Annotated in this window: 20 protein-coding genes and 2 riboswitches; of the genes, 5 read left to right on the top strand and 15 right to left on the bottom strand. The window is 31.1% G+C overall.

All coding sequences use genetic code 11. The annotated features are described in order from the left end of the window. Positions 1–133 precede the first annotated feature (133 nt). Positions 134–466, top strand: coding sequence for a DUF190 domain-containing protein (locus tag LGK95_RS16330; protein ID WP_226125840.1), 333 nt, complete (start codon positions 134–136; stop codon positions 464–466). Between the two features lie 218 nt (positions 467–684). Here LGK95_RS16330 and LGK95_RS16335 read toward each other — a convergent pair whose 3' ends face one another. Then, positions 685–927 carry a hypothetical protein gene (locus tag LGK95_RS16335; RefSeq protein ID WP_226125841.1) on the bottom strand — a complete coding sequence of 81 codons (243 nt, stop codon included), beginning with the start codon at positions 925–927 and terminating at the stop codon, positions 685–687. 96 nt (positions 928–1023) lie between these two features. Beyond that, positions 1024–1176, bottom strand: coding sequence for a hypothetical protein (locus tag LGK95_RS16340; protein ID WP_226125842.1), 153 nt, complete (start codon positions 1174–1176; stop codon positions 1024–1026). A gap of 350 nt (positions 1177–1526) precedes the next feature. Here LGK95_RS16340 and LGK95_RS16345 point away from each other — a divergent pair, with 350 nt between their 5' ends. Continuing rightward, positions 1527–1688, top strand: coding sequence for a hypothetical protein (locus LGK95_RS16345; protein ID WP_226125843.1), 162 nt, complete (start codon positions 1527–1529; stop codon positions 1686–1688). Positions 1689–1805: 117 nt separating this feature from the next. Here the strand turns inward: LGK95_RS16345 and LGK95_RS16350 are convergent, their stop codons facing one another. Both LGK95_RS16350 and LGK95_RS16355 read right to left on the bottom strand, forming a co-directional pair. Beyond that, on the bottom strand, positions 1806–2807 hold the full coding sequence (locus LGK95_RS16350) for a GGGtGRT protein (RefSeq protein ID WP_226125844.1): 1002 nt from the start codon (positions 2805–2807) through the stop codon (positions 1806–1808). A 22-nt stretch (positions 2808–2829) separates the two neighbouring features. Further along, positions 2830–3522 carry an iron-sulfur cluster assembly scaffold protein gene (locus LGK95_RS16355; RefSeq protein ID WP_226125845.1) on the bottom strand — a complete coding sequence of 231 codons (693 nt, stop codon included), beginning with the start codon at positions 3520–3522 and terminating at the stop codon, positions 2830–2832. Between the two features lie 697 nt (positions 3523–4219). Between LGK95_RS16355 and LGK95_RS16360 the strand changes: the two genes are divergently transcribed. Further along, positions 4220–4762, top strand: coding sequence for a DUF1003 domain-containing protein (locus tag LGK95_RS16360; RefSeq protein ID WP_226125846.1), 543 nt, complete (start codon positions 4220–4222; stop codon positions 4760–4762). Positions 4763–4808: 46 nt separating this feature from the next. Here the strand turns inward: LGK95_RS16360 and LGK95_RS16365 are convergent, their stop codons facing one another. Beyond that, on the bottom strand, positions 4809–5537 hold the full coding sequence (locus LGK95_RS16365; RefSeq protein WP_226125847.1) for an energy-coupling factor ABC transporter ATP-binding protein: 729 nt from the start codon (positions 5535–5537) through the stop codon (positions 4809–4811). 5 nt (positions 5538–5542) lie between these two features. Then, complete coding sequence (locus LGK95_RS16370; protein WP_226125848.1) at positions 5543–6337, bottom strand: energy-coupling factor transporter transmembrane component T; 795 nt, start codon at positions 6335–6337, stop codon at positions 5543–5545. A 396-nt stretch (positions 6338–6733) separates the two neighbouring features. Here LGK95_RS16370 and LGK95_RS16375 point away from each other — a divergent pair, with 396 nt between their 5' ends. Continuing rightward, complete coding sequence (locus LGK95_RS16375) at positions 6734–7450, top strand: EcsC family protein (RefSeq protein ID WP_226125849.1); 717 nt, start codon at positions 6734–6736, stop codon at positions 7448–7450. Between the two features lie 127 nt (positions 7451–7577). Here the strand turns inward: LGK95_RS16375 and rbr are convergent, their stop codons facing one another. From rbr to LGK95_RS16400, 5 genes are all read right to left on the bottom strand, one after another. Beyond that, complete coding sequence (rbr, locus tag LGK95_RS16380; protein WP_226125850.1) at positions 7578–8162, bottom strand: rubrerythrin; 585 nt, start codon at positions 8160–8162, stop codon at positions 7578–7580. Between the two features lie 113 nt (positions 8163–8275). Beyond that, on the bottom strand, positions 8276–9076 hold the full coding sequence (locus LGK95_RS16385) for a MetQ/NlpA family ABC transporter substrate-binding protein (protein WP_226125851.1): 801 nt from the start codon (positions 9074–9076) through the stop codon (positions 8276–8278). A gap of 87 nt (positions 9077–9163) precedes the next feature. Continuing rightward, the gene (locus tag LGK95_RS16390; RefSeq protein WP_264174587.1) at positions 9164–9808 is read right to left on the bottom strand and encodes a methionine ABC transporter permease; all 645 of its coding nucleotides are present in this window, start codon (positions 9806–9808) and stop codon (positions 9164–9166) included. 69 nt (positions 9809–9877) lie between these two features. After that, positions 9878–10846, bottom strand: coding sequence for a methionine ABC transporter ATP-binding protein (locus LGK95_RS16395; protein WP_226125852.1), 969 nt, complete (start codon positions 10844–10846; stop codon positions 9878–9880). 130 nt (positions 10847–10976) lie between these two features. After that, positions 10977–11080: riboswitch (SAM riboswitch) on the bottom strand. A gap of 92 nt (positions 11081–11172) precedes the next feature. Next, positions 11173–11293: riboswitch (SAM riboswitch) on the bottom strand. A 92-nt stretch (positions 11294–11385) separates the two neighbouring features. Continuing rightward, entirely contained in the window at positions 11386–11721 is a 336-nt protein-coding gene (locus tag LGK95_RS16400; protein ID WP_226125853.1) for a YnfA family protein, read from the bottom strand. Between the two features lie 763 nt (positions 11722–12484). On the opposite strand from LGK95_RS16400, the gene LGK95_RS16405 reads away from it, so the two are divergent. Then, a complete protein-coding gene (locus tag LGK95_RS16405) occupies positions 12485–15178 on the top strand; it encodes a transglycosylase domain-containing protein (RefSeq protein ID WP_226125854.1) in 2694 nt (897 codons plus the stop codon). A 71-nt stretch (positions 15179–15249) separates the two neighbouring features. On the opposite strand, the gene LGK95_RS16410 is transcribed toward LGK95_RS16405, so the two are convergent. From LGK95_RS16410 to glmS, 4 genes are all read right to left on the bottom strand, one after another. Continuing rightward, positions 15250–15555 carry a hypothetical protein gene (locus LGK95_RS16410; RefSeq protein ID WP_226125855.1) on the bottom strand — a complete coding sequence of 102 codons (306 nt, stop codon included), beginning with the start codon at positions 15553–15555 and terminating at the stop codon, positions 15250–15252. A gap of 84 nt (positions 15556–15639) precedes the next feature. Beyond that, the gene (locus tag LGK95_RS22970; RefSeq protein ID WP_449727680.1) at positions 15640–15897 is read right to left on the bottom strand and encodes a methyl-accepting chemotaxis protein; all 258 of its coding nucleotides are present in this window, start codon (positions 15895–15897) and stop codon (positions 15640–15642) included. Then, the gene (locus LGK95_RS16420) at positions 15888–16301 is read right to left on the bottom strand and encodes a PDC sensor domain-containing protein (RefSeq protein ID WP_226125856.1); all 414 of its coding nucleotides are present in this window, start codon (positions 16299–16301) and stop codon (positions 15888–15890) included. The genes LGK95_RS22970 and LGK95_RS16420 overlap by 10 nt, the downstream gene beginning before the upstream one ends. 226 nt (positions 16302–16527) lie before the next feature. Then, positions 16528–18354 carry a glutamine--fructose-6-phosphate transaminase (isomerizing) gene (gene glmS / locus LGK95_RS16425; protein WP_226125857.1) on the bottom strand — a complete coding sequence of 609 codons (1827 nt, stop codon included), beginning with the start codon at positions 18352–18354 and terminating at the stop codon, positions 16528–16530. Between the last annotated feature and the right edge of the window lie 397 nt (positions 18355–18751).

Genomic DNA, 18751 nt, shown 5'->3' on the forward strand with positions numbered 1-18751 from the left:
CAATTATAACAAATAGAGGGGGTCATTGTTTTTTTTATTATAAAAGTAGCTTAAACCCTTGCTAATGCAAGGATTCAAATAAATAAAACAAAGATAGTGTTAACACTATCGGATATAAAAGGAGAGGATAAAAATGAAACCAGGCGATAATTGTAAAATTTTAAAAATTTATTTGAGTGAGGATTCTAGGTATAAAGGCCATAATCTATATCATGCATTAGTTATAAAGTTAAAGGAGATTGGTATGGCAGGTGTAACAGTTACAAGAGGGCTTGAGAGTTATGGTAAGTCAAGAGCAATCCACGATATGAAAATACTAGATTTAAGTTCAAGTCTTCCTATTATTATTGAAGTAATTGATGAATACGCAATGATTAAGAAAGCAATGCCAATAGTAAATGAAATGGTAAAAGAGGGGCTAGTTATAACTACCGATGTTAATGTTATAAAATATGGAAAGGAATAACGTAGGCATTATATCATATGAATATAAGCAAAATAAAAGTCCCTGTATTTAGCCGATAAAAGCTAAATACAGGGCTTGTTCGTCGTCTATTATTACTAAACTTTATTATGATTTTGGAAAAATCAGATGACGCTCCTTATTGTATTAGCCCAAATAAATCTTATTTACTTATTGCTTCCTATTAAATAAAGAGTGAATTAAATCAATATTAAAAGTTCCTATTTAACCTTGGAATATGAATCAAAATATAACACATTTGATCCTTTGATTTTGGATTTTACAACAACCACATCGGGTTTTGGAGTATGAAACTGTAAAATGGTTTCATCCTCCTGTTTTGAGTTGCCTTGTAAATCTTTAATCCAATTGGTCATTAAAATTATATATTTCATCGTTATTAATATAAGTAAATCCAATGATAAAATCGAACCTATAAGAAACAACGTTAATGGTGTGGACATAATGAATCTCTCCTTTGTTTTTATAAATTTTTAGATTTTGATTCTACCATAAAAGATAATAGCTAAATCCCACTCTTATTAATCATTTACTTAAAACTATTTTTTATCTTTTACCATATCTGCTTCAATTAAGTCCTTAATATAATTAGATTTATCTCGCTTTTTTTTAAGATAACTGTACAAAATCATATCTTGGTTGTTATTCTTAAAACTTATATTTATTCTTAAATTATCACTTTTCTCTTTCATGTATAACTTCCTTTCGGTCATTCCTATCATTATACTATTATTGTGTGTAAAAATATATAAAAATGTATCATATTACTTATAAATGTGTAAATATACTCATTTTCTGTGCATTTATTTGCATTTATTTGCATTTATTTGCATTCATGACATTTAGGTGGTTATAACCTCTCTTCACATTTTAAGTATTATGATTATAATTTATACTTACAAAAAATAAAAAAAGCTCCAAGACATCTCTCAAAGCTTCTAACACTATTAAATTTTTAAAAAAATCATAATTCCATTAAGTTTAGTGTCATTTTTTATTGTGCTTCATAATATATACTGTCTAAATATAAGGAAGTGATACTATGTCAAAGTGTGAAAATAGACATGATTTTGAGGACTTTTGTGATGATTCTTTTACTAATTGTTCAGATCCTTGGAGCGATCCTTGGTGCGATCCTTGGTGTGATCCTTCTTCTGATGACTGTGAAGATGAAGATGACTGTGAAGATGAAGAAGATGAATAAACATCAACCATATTATTACATCTCCCATTCCTAAAAAACGGTACAAAAAAAGATACACGTCTATTAGATTTATACTAATAGACGTGTATCGCTTTTTAGGTAAATGATTTATAAATCTTATTTATTCATTGCTTCTTCTACTGCAACCGCAACTGCAACAGAAGCTCCAACCATAGGATTATTTCCCATACCTATAAGTCCCATCATTTCAACGTGAGCTGGCACTGATGAAGAACCTGCGAATTGTGCATCTGAATGCATTCTTCCCATTGTATCAGTCATGCCGTATGATGCAGGACCTGCTCCCATATTATCTGGGTGAAGTGTTCTTCCTGTACCACCACCTGATGCAACTGAGAAGAATTTCTTACCTTGTTCCTGGCATTCTTTCTTGTAAGTACCAGCAACTGGATGTTGGAATCTTGTTGGGTTTGTAGAATTTCCTGTTATAGAAACGTCTACTCCCTCAGAATGCATTATTGCAACGCCTTCACGTACATCATCTGCTCCGTAACATCTTACTTTAGCTTTTTCTCCATCAGAATAAGCTGTTTCTTTAACTACTGTTAATTTACTTGTATAGTAATCAAATTTAGTTTGAACATAAGTAAAACCATTAATTCTTGAAATTATATAAGCTGCATCTTTTCCAAGACCATTAAGTATTACTTTTAAAGGTACTGTTCTTACTTTGTTTGCAGCTCTTGCAAGGCCAATTGCGCCTTCAGCAGCAGCAAATGATTCATGTCCAGCTAAAAATGCAAAACATTTAGTTTCTTCACGTAAAAGCATAGCTGCTAAGTTACCATGTCCAACTCCAACTTTTCTGTCGTCAGCTACAGAACCTGGTATACAAAATGATTGAAGTCCTTCGCCTATATATACTGCTGCGTCTGCTGCCTTAGTACAACCATTTTTAATTGCAATAGCTGCTCCGACTGCATATGCCCAGCAAGCATTTTCAAATGCTATAGGTTGAATTCCTTTAACTATTTCAAAAACATCAATACCTTTTTCTTCACATATTTTTCTTGCATCTTCTAGTGAATTTATTCCGTGCTTACTTAATACGGGTAATATTTGATCTATTCTTCTCTCGTAACTTTCAAATAAAGCCATTTAATTATTCCTCCTTTTTATATTATTGTTGTCTTGGGTCGATTACTTTTACTGCTTCGTCAAATCTACCATAAGTTCCAGTAGCTTTTTTCATAGCTTCGTTAGCATCCATACCTGTTTTAATCATTTCCATCATTTTTCCTAATTGAACAAATTTATAACCTATTATTTCACTGTTTTTGTCTAGTGCAATATTAGATACATAACCCTCAGCCATTTCTAAGTATCTTGGTCCCTTAGCGAGTGTTCCGTACATTGTTCCAACTTGACTTCTAAGACCTTTTCCTAAATCTTCAAGTCCAGCGCCTATAGGTAGTCCACCTTCTGAAAATGCAGTTTGAGTTCTTCCGTATACTATTTGAAGGAATAACTCTCTCATAGCTGTGTTTATTGCATCACAAACTAAATCTGTGTTTAATGCTTCCAATATAGTTTTTCCTGGAAGTATTTCTGATGCCATTGCAGCTGAGTGAGTACTACCTGAGCATCCTATTACCTCAACTAATGCTTCTTGTATTATTCCGTCTTTAACGTTTAATGTAAGCTTACAGGCACCTTGTTGAGGAGCACACCAACCTATTCCGTGTGTTAAACCTGAGATATCTTTAATTTCTTTACTTTGTACCCATTTTCCTTCTTCAGGAATTGGTGCTGAACCATGATTAGGTCCTTTAGCAACACAAATCATTTCTGAAACTTCTGATGAATAAATCATAATATTATCTCCTTCCTTATGTAGATGGTAATTTATTTCCATTATAATTAGTGGGGATTAAATTGTCCCACTGGGTCAATAACTCATTATGTCTTTCAATCTATTTTAACAAATATAATCTAACTTATCAATAGTATTAAATGATACAATATTATAATATACATATTTTTTATTTTATTTTACTTGATTTCGAGCTCTTACAAGCGCTTTAACCTCAATTATAATGCAACCTTAAGGTTGAATTGGAGTAATTACATGAAAAATAAAAGTTTACTTAATATTCATTTAGCAGTTTTTTTATTTGGCTTGTCCGGATTAGTTTGCTAAACTGCTATAAATGCCAGCAATAATAATTGTGTTTGGGAGAGTTTTGTTTTCTAGTATCTTTTTATTAATCATACTCCTTTATTTTAAAAAAAGCATGAAATTAAAGCAATCTAAACATTACTTCTCTTTTATTATACTAGGAATAATTTTAGCAATCCACTGGACTACATTTTTTAAATCTATTCAAGTAATTTATCATGTAGCACCCCTTTACCCTAGTTAAGTCAAATCACACTAAATGGAAGTAACCTTATAAGTATAAGAAAAAGGTAAAGTATAGTATACTAATGTCATATAGCAAATGGAACGATAGATTTATTCTAAAGTAAATTATATAAACATTTCACTTTGTAGAGGGGAGGATATTCATATGGAAAATGAAAATGATAAATCAAATTCAGAAAAACTCGTACGTGAAATAATAGATCAAGGAGAGATTTTTAACGATATTGAAGAAGATTTATTACATGAACTTATGGGAAATAGGATATCCAAAGATAGCACAGTTGCTCATGCAAAAAATACCACTTTTGGGAATAGGATGGCTGATAAAATAGCAGCTTCAGTGGGAAGTTGGAGTTTTATAATAATTGCATTGGCAATTATTGCAATATGGATAGTTTTAAATACTATTTTCAAGAAATTATTTGATCCATTTCCATTTATACTTCTTAATTTAGTTCTATCTTGCACTGCTGCTATACAAGCACCAGTAATTATGATGAGCCAAAATAGACAAGAAGACAAAGACAGAATAAAATCAAAAAATGATTATAAGGTTAATCTTAAATCAGAATTGATCATTCAAGATCTACATAAAAAAATGGATTTACTAATTGATAATCAAAAAATATTAGTAAAAAACCAATCTAAAATGGTGGAATATATTGATAGTTTACAAAAACAAAAGTAGTATTTTTTAAAAAAATAAAATAAGGCCCTATTATAGGACCTTATCTTTAAATTATGTTATTATGGAACAAAAACTCATTATCTTCCATTATTTCTTTGTAATCACCATCTCTTATAATTGTATGATCTTTTGAGAATACAACAACTCTCTTAAATACACCTTTTACATACTCGAAATCATGAGTTGAGCACAAAATTGTTTTCCCCGCCTTATTTAAGGTTATCATCAATTCTTTTAGAAACCTTTTTGCCTGAGGATCAAGTCCATTCATAGGTTCGTCAAAAACTAGCACTTCAGGATTCATGACAAGTACTGAGGCAATAGCTACCTTTCTTTTTTCTCCTCCACTTAGATGATAAGGCTGTCTATGTTTTAGGTCCTCAATCTGAAGTAAATTTAAAATGTCCCCAACCCTTTTTTGAACCTCATCCTCTAACATATTCATTTGCCTTATACCAAAAGCTATTTCGTCATACACATTTGCGCAAAAAAGTTGTACTTCTGAATTTTGAAATACAAATCCAATTTTTTTATGAAACATTTTTAAAAACATATCACTCTTAAGTTGTTTTAATGTTATATCTGATCCATCAAAGTTATAGCTTCCTCTACTTGGGTTAACTAGTCCATTTATTAGCTTCATAAGTGTAGATTTCCCACTTCCGTTTGGCCCTATAAAAGCTACTGCTTCACCTGAATCGATTTCTAAATTAACATCTTTGAGTGCTATGGCACCGCTATCATATGAGTAATATATATTTTTTAGCTTGATCAATAAAATCACACCCTAACAAAATAAAAATATGAACCTATTATACCTATATCAATTATAATACATAGAATATCATTAAACCTAAATCTGTACTTTGTATATATTTTATATTCTCCTGTAAACCCTCTACATTCCATTGCTCCATACATTTCCTCAGCCATTTCTTTTGACTTTATAAACACTGTACCAATAATACCCGATATCGAAGTATTTTTATTCTTATTTTTTCCTACAGATCTTAATCTAAGAGCATATAACATATTCAAAGAAAATTCTCCAAAGATTACAATGTATTTAATAGTGATATCTAAAACTAAAATGAAAATATCTGGTATAAATAATAGTTTTAAAGTCTTAGTTATATCATTCCACCTAGTTATTGATGATGTAATATTTACCACAGTTACGGTTATTATGGTTTTAATTAATATCATTATACTGTTATTTTCATTTCCCATAAGAAAAGATGGTAGTAGAATAATTACAGTAAAAATTGTAACTACGCTTACCATTCGTATTATATGCTTTATTTCGTCTACTTTAAGTACACTAATAATAAGTAGTAGAAAAACGTCTATTACCATAAGAAATTGAAAACTTCTTGAGAGTGATACAAAGATTATAATTAGTATTGCAGATATAAGTATAGTTATAGTGTTAATTCCAAATCTATCAGGCTTATGCTCAGCATTATAACTAAATTTCGTTAGCATCTTTATAATAGATAAGATACTTTTATTTATAAAAGTGCTCTTTTCAACAGAAGGAACATAATTATCCTTTTTCAAAAGCCATTCTGGCATCTAGTACTCCCTCTTTTCTCCGCATTTTTTTAATATTATCAATTCCCTTGAATATTATAATCATGATATACTTAGATACTTATCTAGAATCTACATGATAACTCATCCTAATTTTTCTCTAGCATTTTAATTGTATACATTAAATATTTTACACTGAATATCTATATTTTACAACTGACAGCTCTACCTACATTGGGCATAGAAAGTAATCACTTTACTCTCATTATAAAATAAATAATTAACCAATATATATTATATTTAAAACTAATATATTGCCTATTTATTGTTATAATTATTATTAAGACATACGTAGAAGTGCATCAGGAGAAAGTTGTATAAAAAACAAGTAATTGTATCATTATAGTGATAACATTAAATTTTTATAAGGGGGAAAATATGAATAACTACGAAGATAGTGCACTAAAAGAAATGTTTATATGGCAAGAAAAAATGAAAAAGAAACCCTCTTTCTCAAGTGGAATGGCTAAAGGAATACAAAATAAGATGAATAACTTAATTCCTGCTAAAGTTCAAAACGTTATCAATACATCAGTTGAAAATATGGCAAAACTAGTACTTGCTGGTTCAGAATTCAGCTCAAAACGCCCAGTTACTAATATGTCACTTCAAGAACGCGAGATTTTAGCAAAAAAGGCGATTGAATTTTATAGAACATCTGCTACTGTAAGTGGAGCTGGAACAGGTGCTGCCGGAATTCTAGTTGGCCTTACAGATTTCCCCATCCTTTTGAGTTTAAAAGTAAAATTTTTATTTGAAATAGCTAGTATTTATGGTTTTGATGTACGTAGCTATAAAGAAAGATTATATATTCTATACGTTTTTCAGTTAGCTTTTTCTAGTGACAAAAGAAGACTTGAAATATACACGCAAATATCCAACTGGGAAACTTATGTAAAAGAATTACCTACTGATATAAGTTCTTTCGACTGGACAACCTTTCAACAAGAATATCGGGATTACATAGATTTGGCAAAAATGTTGCAGCTTGTTCCAGGAATTGGAGCAGCGGTTGGTGGATATGCCAATTATAAACTAATGACTAAACTTTACGATACAGCACTTAATGCTTATAGACTAAGGGTTTTTAATTAAAAACTTATATAATTTTAATAAAAAAAGCCCTCAAATTAATTAAATTAAAATGAGGGTTTATCCTTTTATTTATATATTATTGTGGAATTTAATTTATTCCATTCTATTTAACACCATATTGATATATTTAGAATTTCTCACAGAATATTTCAAAATATCCTTGTGGATGAGCACATGCTGGACATACTTTAGGAGCACTTTTCCCTTCAAATATATAACCACAGTTGCTACATTTCCAAGTAACTACTTCATCTTTATCGAATACTTTGTTATTTTCTACATTACTTAATAATTGTCTGTATCTTTCTTCATGATGTTTTTCAACCTCAGAAATTCTTCTATATAGGAACGCAATATCTGGAAATCCCTCTTTCTCCGCAACTTCTGCGAAAGATGGATAAAGATCTGACCACTCTTCATTTTCTCCATTTGCTGCTGCTAATAAATTTGCTTTGGTATCTCCGAGTGCTACAGGATATGTTGCATTAATTTCTACTACTTCTCCACATAAATCTTTGTTTGCAAATTTAAAGAATCTTTCAGCATGTTCTTTCTCGTTATCTGCTGTTTCAATAAATATCTTAGATATTTGAATATAACCCTCTTTTTTTGCTACAGACGAATAATAAGTATATCTGTTTCGAGCTTGTGATTCACCCGCAAAAGATTTCATAAGATTTTCAGCTGTTCTTGTACCTTTTAATGTTTTCATAAATACCTCCTTGTTTCTCTCAGAAAAAAATAATTATATATATTGTGTACATTAAAGTATTCTATAAATACTTTAATTTACCTCTTTTTTATGGTTTAATCTAATTATTATTCTTAAAATGCAGGAATTACAGCACCTTTGTATTTCTCTGCAATGAATTTTTTAACTTCTGGGGAAGTTAATGCTTTTGAAAGCGCCTTTATATAGGGTTTGTTCTTATCTTCTTTTCTAACTGCAAGTACATTTGCATAAGGCGAATCTTTTGCTTCAACAGCTAACGCATCTGTTAACTTTAAATTAGCTTCCATTGCATAATTAGAATTTATAACCGCTGCATCCAAATCTTTTAAGACTCTTGGAAGTTGAGGTGCTTCTAATTCAGTTATTTTTAAGTTCTTTTTATTTTCTGTAATATCAAGCTTAGATATAAGATCTCCACTTTTCAATTTTAATAACCCTGCTTTCTCAAGTACTCTAAGTGCTCTTGCTCCATTTGTAGGATCATTTGGAATAGCTATACTAGATCCGTCTTTTATATCAGTAAGCTTTTTATATTTTGTAGAGTATAAAGCCATAGGTTCAATATGAACTTTTACTGTATAATCTAGGTCTAGACCTTTTTCTTTACTAAATTCCTTTAGATAAGGTACATGTTGAAAGAAATTAGCATCTAGTTGTTTTTCAGCGAGTGCTGTGTTTGGTGTTACATAGTCAGTAAATTCTACTATTTTAAGGGTATATCCCTCTTTTGCAAGAAGTGGTTTTACAACCTCTAATATTTCTTTATGAGGAACTGGTGAGGCACCTACTGTAATAATCTTTTTATCTGTTTCAACGGCCTCTTTTTTAGTTCCACAACCACCTAATGCGAAAATCACAACTATTGATAATAATATACTTAATAATTTTTTCATTTTAAATCCCCCTTGTAATCTTTGTGAGTACTTAATATTAGGACTATTAGTCCTATATTATTATTTTAATCCTATATAATAACAAATTTACTTTATCATTTTACTATATAGTAAATTTCCTAAGGCTTGAATAGTTTGCACAACTACAATTAATATTATTACAGTGTATATCATAATGTCTGTCTTAAATCTATAGTAGCCATATTTTTGTGCTACATCTCCAAGACCACCTCCACCAACTGTTCCAGCCATAGCTGAGTAGCCTATAATATTTATTACTGTTAAAGTAATGCCAAGAACTATAGATGGCATTGCCTCTTTTAACATAACGTTAAATATAATTTGATGAGTTTTTGCCCCGAAGGATTTAGCTGCTTCAATAATGCCATAGTCGACTTCTAATAATGCAGACTCTATTATCCTTGCAGCAAAAGGAGCCGCTCCAAGCGTTAGTGGAACTATAGCTGCATTAGTACCTATAGTTGTTCCAACAATAAGCTTCGTTAAAGGGAATATAGATATCATTAATATGATAAACGGAAAAGAACGAAGTATGTTAACTACTAAATTTAAACTTTTATATATTAAAGCATTTGGCCTTAGACCTTTCGGAGCTGTTACAATTAAACCAACTGCCGAAATAAATCCTAAAATAACTGTGAAAATTGTAGATAATGTTACCATATATAATGTGTCTATTAGTGCAGGTAATAAAATATCTTTAAATATCATTTATGCTCCTCCTTGTATTTTAATAGCCTATAACAATTATTACTTGTTATCCTCTTTTTACTGCCCAATTTACAGCAAATCATTATCAATTTCCCACTCTATAGCTTTATCATCTAAATAATTTATTATTTTATTCTTATTTTCTTCATTTGTATTTATTATAAGGCTACCCATTACATTATCGCGAAATTTTTCAAGCCTCCCCCATACTATAGAGAAATCAATATCTAATTCCCTTGCTAATGACGTTATAAGGCAACTCTGAGTAATTTCCTTTGTAAAAAATATTTTAATGTTATGGCCCGTACTAGGTAATAATTCTTCCTCACCAATAAGTATTTTCATTTCTTTTGTTGGCTTAATAAATAATTCATCAGTAAATCCACGGCTTTTAATTTTGCCCCCTTCTAAAAGGATAAATTTATTACATATTTCTTTTACCACTTCCATTTGATGGGTAACTACAACAATTGTTATATTAAACTTGTTATTGATATCTCTTAAAAGCTGCAATATAGATTTTGTAGTTTTAGGGTCCAATGCAGATGTCGCTTCATCGCATAGTAATATTTTTGGATTAAGTGCCAATGCTCTCGCGATTCCAACCCTTTGTTTCTGGCCTCCACTAAGCTGTTTTACGTTTGTGCTAACTTTATCATTAAGTCCCACTAAATCTATTAAACTATCTACTCTTTTCTTAATGGACTCTTTATCCTTTCCCCATACTTCTAGTGGAAAAGCTATATTTTGAAAAACGTTTTTACTATTAATGAGGTTGAAACTTTGGAATATAATTCCTACTTCTTTTCTAAATTCACGAAGCTCTCTCCTGCTTAGTTCCTTTACCCCTTTGCCCATTATATTAATAGAACCTGCATCGTAGGTTTCAAGTCCATTAAAACATCTAAGTAAAGTGGATTTACCAGCACCACTGTGACCTATAACTCCATATATATCACCTTTCTCAACTGTAAAGGAAACATCACTTAATACTTTTACCTCTGAAAAACTTTTACATACACCACTCACTTTAATCATGATATCCCTTCTCCTTTTCACTATTATCATCTATCTTTAACTCTTGATATTAACTTCATGCGCATTCATATATATTTTTTTCAAAAAAAATAGAACCCAAGAATAAACTTAGGAACTACTTCCAAACTTATTCTTATCTTGCAGCAATGCTACAGGATTTAACACCATGCATCATATTATGATGTTGGTTGTCGGGTTTCATCGGGCCATTCCCTCCACCTCTCTTGATAAGACACTATTAAATTTTATTACTAATATAATTCAAAACAAAAAACCTCTTTCATCAAAATATAATGATGAAAGAGGTATAAATATCAAAGGCACCTCTCTCATCTTCCGTTAAGTTACAATAAACTTAACGCAGGAATTAGCACCTATCCAGGCAATAAATGTCTGATGGTTGCCGAGGTTTCATCGGGCCGGTCCCTCTACCTCTCTTGATGAGAATTAACTAGTTTATTAAATTATATTTATAATATCACTATATTACTGATATGTAAAGAAGGTTATTGAAAATATAATTAACAACTTTTTATATACTATCCTCTTGGAGCATACATAATAATCGCAGCTCCGATTACTGCTATAGTTCCGCCAATTAAATCAAATTTATCTGGAGTTATGTTATCAATTTTCCATCCCCATAATACTGATAATATAATAAATATACCACCATAAGTTGCATATACTCTTCCAAAATTAGCATTTGGAGGTTGAAGTGTTGGAATTATGCCGTATAAAATTAGTGCTATCGCTCCCATAGCTGCGAACATAATGCTTTTCCCTTCCCGCAGCCATATCCATACAAGGTATCCCCCTCCTATCTCAAATACTCCCGCTAATATGAAATAAAATATTGACTTTATTATTCCCATATGTATTTCTCCTTATAGAAAAATTATAGTATATTATTAATTCACTATAGCATAGATGAGTATCAATATCAATATCATTTGATATTGATACTCACTAATCTATAATCAACAATAACTATTGATTGTTACGTTTTATCTATAAAGTGTAATATTATATTAATGTACTTTTACATTTTATTAAAGTACAATAGTATTACTTAAATACATTAATAATTACTTAATTATAACAGTACTATTTAACTATAAAAGTGAGTAATTTGATCTCTTATAAGTAGGTTGTTTTTTTATCTTCTATTATTTATATTAATTTCCAACTTTTTGTTAATATTTTATATAATACCAAACATTTATGGTACAATATACTATGATAATTAAGTATATAATATTAAAAATTAAATGTTTTTGAAAGTAAATAATTAGTCCATACATTTTTGTTATATTTTTAGAATAATTAACAACAATGGTACATAAACCTTATATATAGTGTTATTGACAAAAATGTAAAAAAATTATATTATTAGTGAATAAACTAATTTTATTTTCAGTATTGAAAAGAGGGTCATAAAACGTCTTAAATACTAAAAGTCCACTAATAAATTAATAATAAAATATGATATAGACGTCGAGATATACTAATACCTGTGGCGACCAGGTATTAAATTCTACACAAGCATTCACCGCCTTAGCGTATATATGATGCACGGTCGTCCAAGCCTAGCCTTGGACAATTTCTTTTTTTATTATAAAATAGGAGGAGATATTAATGGATGATAATGAAATTGTAAAAGTCACAGAAACACCAAAAATAAAAAAGAAACTATGGAAAAAAATCGTTAAAGGCTTATTAATATTTTTCGCAATTATGTTTATATTAGGAACAGTAGCTTCAGGAATTGGTTACATAAAATATGGTGATAAGATACAAGCTACAATAAATAGTGGTAACACTATAGCTCAATCTATAAATGAAACTGATTTTAATACTAGGAAACCAACGCAATTTTATGATAATAAAGGTAAGCTAATAAAGGAATTTAAAACTTTTACGTACTATTACACAAAAGAAGCAGATCTAAATCCATATGTAGGCCAAGCTGTTACTTCAATAGAAGACCAAAGGTTTTATGATCATAATGGGATAGATTATAAAGGTATAAGACGATCTATTTGGGTATATATAAAATCAAAAGGAACTATACTACAAGGCGGTTCTACAATAACTCAGCAACTTGCAAGAAATGTATTTCTTACATTTGACGTAACTCTTTGGAGAAAATTAGAAGAATCAGTTATAGCAAAAGATCTAGAACAAAAGTATACTAAATCACAAATACTAGAATTCTATGTAAATAACGTGAACTTCGGTAATGGATGTTATAGTATTGAAAGTGCTTCACAGTATTATTTTCAAAAAACTAACAAGGATTTAGATGTATCCCAAATTGCTATGATAGCAGCTATTCCTAACAATCCATCTTTTTATAACCCAATTCAACACATGAATAATGCAATAAAGAGGAGAAATTTAGTCCTAGATAAAATGTTAAGTCTAAAGAAAATTTCTCAAAGTGATTATGATAAGGCAACTGCAGAAGTTATCACGTTAAACGTAAAACCTACTGTAAAAACAGAGGCTATGGACTCCAGTATGCAATATGCTGTTCACAATGCAACCGTAAAATTAATGGAGCAAGATGGTTTTGTTTCACAATATTCTTTTAATAATGATAAAGAAAGAAAAGCCTATTTTACAAAGTATAATGATACATATGCTGAAAAAGAAAAACAACTACTTGCTGGAAGATATAGAATAGACACATCTATAGATCTCTTAAAACAAAAAAAATTACAAAGTGTAGTAGATAATACGTTATTACAATATACACAAACAGATAGCAAAACAGGATTATATAAGAAGCAAGGTGCAAGCGTAACTATAGACAATAGCACAGGAGAAGTAGTAGCTATAGTTGGAGGTAGAAGCCAAGACGGTAACACGTTTAACAGAGCCTTTTTAGGGGTAAGACAGCCTGGTTCTTCTATTAAACCACTAATAGCATATACGCCTGCTTTTGAAGGAAAGTACATTCCTTCAAGCCAATATGTTGACGCACCGATAGCTAATGGACCAGCTAATGATGATTTTTCATACCGTGGGTCAGTAACATTAAAATATGCACTTGATATATCTATAAATACTATTGCGGTTAGGTTAGTAGGAAATACTGGAGTAAAGAAATCACTTAAGTATCTACAAAACATGGAGTTTAAATATATAACTCCTGAAGATAAATCCTCAATAGTTGGTATAGGTGGTTTTACAAAAGGTGTTACACCAGTAGAAATGGCTTCAGCTTATTCAACTCTTTCAAGAAATGGTACATTTACAGAACCAACTAACGTACGTAAAATAACTAATACAGTAATTAATGAAGTTCTTTTTGAAAATACTCATAAGCAAACCAAAGTATATGATAGTGGTGCTGCTTACCTTACGACAGATACTTTAAAGAGTGTATTAACAGAAAGTTATTCAACAGGAAGAGGTTTATCCCTAAGTAATTACCCTTATGCTGCTGGTAAAACCGGAACTACAGATCAATCGAAAGACTGCTGGTTCGTAGGATACACTCCTTACTATACAACATCCGTGTGGGTAGGAAATGATACCCCTGCTCCTCAGAGCATGTTTGGTGCTAACGAACCCGGACATATATGGAAAAAATATATGGAATACCTACACCAAGGTTTAGTTCAAAAAGATTTTGTTCGCCCTAATACAGTAGTTACTAGAAATGGGGTTTTAATGAATACACTTTATATTAAAATGCACCCAAATGGTAGCAGGATAAAAAGCGTATTTAAAGCTAAAACACCAGTAGTAACTAAGAAAAATGTAAAAACAGCAGAGGAGCTAAATGCACAGCAGGTAGCTGCAAACGAAAGTTCTGCTAAGAACGCTGTTTCAGCACTTGAAAGTTTCTCTTTAACTAATAAATCTCAATATGCTAGGTATGCTCAGTTAGTCCAAAATGCCTCTGCAGCTTTGCAGAATGTTACAGATAAAAGTACTTATTCACAGCTACAAAAAAGACTTCAAGCTATGATAACTATATTTGATAATGCAAAAACTACTATGGATAATGCAGCAAAAACACCAACAAAAGCACCTACAACAACTACTAAAACGCCGACAAAAACACCTACAACACCTACAAAAAACGGTGGTACTGGAACAGGGACTGGTACAGGTACAGGAACTGGGACCGGCACAGGCACTGGAACAGGTACTGGAACTGGAACAAGTACTGGTACTGAAACAAACACTGGTACTGGCACTGACGCTGGCACTGATACAGGTACTGACACTGGTACTGGCACTAAACCTACTACAGGAACAGATACTGGTACTAAGGTAAATACACCAACAACAAATAATAACCAAAAAACAAAATAAAAGAAAGGCATGTGTTTTTTTAACACATGCCTTTCTTTTATTAAAATTAAGATTAAAATTAAGATTATAATTTAAACTTTAAATTTATTTACTTCCTCAAGCATTTCAGTGGTCATAGTACTAAGTATTTGAGCTGCCGATACTACTTCTTCGGTAGAGGCATTCATTTCTTCTGATGATGCCGAAACTTCAAGTGCAACTGATGAAACATCATCCACCCTAACCAAGATATTATTTTTATCCTTATCTATATCTTCTGCAGAATGTTTAATGGTTTTTATTTTAGGAATTACCTCATTCACTGATTGTATGATTTTTCTAAAAGATGTTATAGAACTGTTTATAATACTTACCTGGTTTATAAGTTCATCATCCATTTCAACAGAGTCTTGAACTATAACATCTGTATTTTTAGATATCTCTCCAATTAGTTTACTAATATCCCCTGATGATACCTTTGATTACTCTGCAAGCTTTCTTATCTCATCTGCTACCACAGAAAATCCACGTCCTGACTCTCCTGCTCTTGCTGCTTCTATAGCTGCATTTAATGCTAGTAAATTTGCCATTAAACTAATTTCCCTAGAATTTGTATCTACAACTTGTATTTCACTAACCATACTAGATAATTTATTGCTAAATTCATTAAGAATGTCAGTTACATTTATTAAATCTCCAGATTGTGAGCCTATTCCCTCTGCAATTTGATTTATTCTGATACAGCACCTTTACCAGCAAATGCTTCCTGGAAATATGATCTATCTTTAACATTAGCACTTTTCCCATCAGTGTATTTTATATCACCATTTGCATCTGCAATACCCATTTTTACTGCTTTACTTCTCTTAACTTCTTCTAAAAGAATAGGCATTTTATTTTTCCATGGATTTTTAAGATCTTTTATTATATTACTTGCTGCTATAATCTCTAGAGAACTTAACTGGCCTTCAATACGCCCTCCAATATTACTCGCTGACTGTTCTGCAATCTTAGGTAATGTCTTACCTAGGTTTGATATTAGTGCATTTGATGAACTTATCAGCGAAACTATCCCAAGTCCTATGCATATAACCCCTATTACTAATCCTAAAAACACTAATAATTTACCCTTTATAATTTTCATACTTTCCCCCTCAATTAAACAACTTTAATTAAAATTTAATTTACATTCTATATAATTCGTATCATTAAGCAAATACTTCATCATATTATGAAATTTTAGTATGTAATTTAAATATTTTTGCATTATTTTATCTTCTATTAACGCAACACTTAAATATTAATGAAAAAAAGACCAGGACTTCTAATCAATTTGATTAGAAGTCCTGGTCTTATAGTAATTTTTTTACTTATTCTACTGTTACTGATTTTGCAAGATTTCTTGGCTTATCAACGTCGCAACCCTTTTGAATTGCCATGTAATAAGCTAATAATTGTAATGGTATTACTGATATTACTGGTGATAATACATCCATTACTTTTGGAATATAAGTTACGGAATGAACTGATTTTTCTATTTCAGTGTGACCAACTGGTGCGAAAGCAAATACCTTTGCCCCTCTAGTCGCAAGTTCCTTTATATTGCTTACCATCTTACCAAATAACTCTTCTTGGGTAGCCATTGCTATAACTATGGTACCTTCTTCCATAAGTGCTATTGCCCCATGTTTAAGCTCTCCTGCAGCATATGCATCTGAGTGGATATAAGATACTTCTTTAAGTTTTAGTGAACCCTCAAGTGCAACTGCATAATCAAGTCCACGTCCTATGAAGAACATATCTTTGTGCATATAAGTTTTAGCTGTAAATTTTTGTATTGTTTCTTTGTCTTTTAGCATTTCCTCTGCTTTTTCTGGAAGTTCTAGCATTGCTGCTTTGATTTCTTCAATCTCATCCATACTCATAGTTTCTTTATTTTGAGCAAAGAATAGAGCTATTATATACATTGCTATAAGTTGAGTTGCATAAGCTTTAGTAGATGCAACTGCTATTTCTGGTCCTGCCCAAGTGTAGAGTACATCATCTGCTTCTCTTGAAGCTGCACTACCTACAACGTTAGTTACTGCTATAACCCTTGCCCCTTTTTCTTTTGCAAGTCTTAAAGCAGACATTGTATCTGCAGTTTCTCCTGATTGACTAATAACTATCATCAATGTGTTTTTATCAATTATTGGATTCCTATATTTAAACTCAGAAGCTATATCTAATTCTACTGGTATTCTTGCAAGTTTTTCTATAACGTATTTACCTACTGCTCCTGCGTGGTATGCAGTTCCGCAAGCTACAATATATATTTTATTTAAATTTTTAATTTGTTCTTTAGTTATATTTATGTCATCTAGAGAAATTGGTTCTCCAAGCACTATTCTTGAGGTCATTGTATCTCTAATTGCTTTTGGCTGTTCATGAATTTCTTTTATCATGAAGTGCTCGTATCCGCCTTTTTCAGCAGCCGCTGCATCCCAAGTTACATGGAAAACTTCTTTATTTATAGTTTCGCCTTCTATATCAATAAGCTTTATACCATCATTTGTTATAACAACAAATTCATTATCTTCTAATAGATAGATTTCTCTTGTATGATTGAGTACTGCTGGTATATCTGATGCTACATAAAATTCATTTTCTCCAAGTCCTACTATTAATGGGCTATCTTTTCTTACTGCTACTAATTTATCTGGTTCATCACTACATAGCACTGCTATGGCATAACTACCTTCCATTTTAGTAGTAGCCTCCATTACTGCATCAACAATATTACCCTTATAATAGAAATCTATAAGGTGTGGTATTACTTCTGTATCTGTTTCAGATGTAAATTTATATCCTTTTGACATTAACCATTCTCTTAAATGAATATAATTTTCTATAATACCATTATGAACTACACTAATAGTTCCTTTTTCATTAGTATGTGGGTGAGAATTTTCATCAGATGGTTTACCATGAGTAGCCCATCTTGTATGTCCTATACCAACATGCCCTTTCAGTGTTTCTTTTTGTAATTGTGCTTCTAGGTTTGCAAGTCTTCCTTTGCATTTAGTAACACTTAACACTCCATTATCTATAACTGCGATTCCTGCTGAATCGTATCCTCTATATTCTAATTTTCTTAGACCCTCCACCAATATAGGTGTAGCCTCTTTACTTCCAAAATATCCAACTATTCCGCACATATTCATCTTCCTCTCAAATTTAATTTTTCTGCATAACTCATCATCTAAAGATGATGCTCATCATCTAAAAATGATGCTCATTACCTAAAGGTGCTGTTCATTAAGTATATTTCTATAATAATTATTACATTGTAGTAATTACAATTATCATATACATAGTATTTCTATATAAACAACTTGTACTATATAACTATAATAATTAATGGAAATATACTAATGCTCTCTATTCATCAAGGTTTTAACACCAGATTGATCTTGTCACGAAAATCACTTCTCGCTTTTACCAATCATTAACGGTAGTGCGCTACCGCGGGGCATCCGCCGAAGATTCGATACTCCCCATCCTCGTCAACTCACAAACCACAATAAATACTAATGTTTCATTGTGAGTCCTGGC

Source organism: Clostridium algoriphilum, assembly GCF_020443705.1.
Taxonomy (GTDB): domain Bacteria; phylum Bacillota; class Clostridia; order Clostridiales; family Clostridiaceae; genus Clostridium_AD; species Clostridium_AD algoriphilum.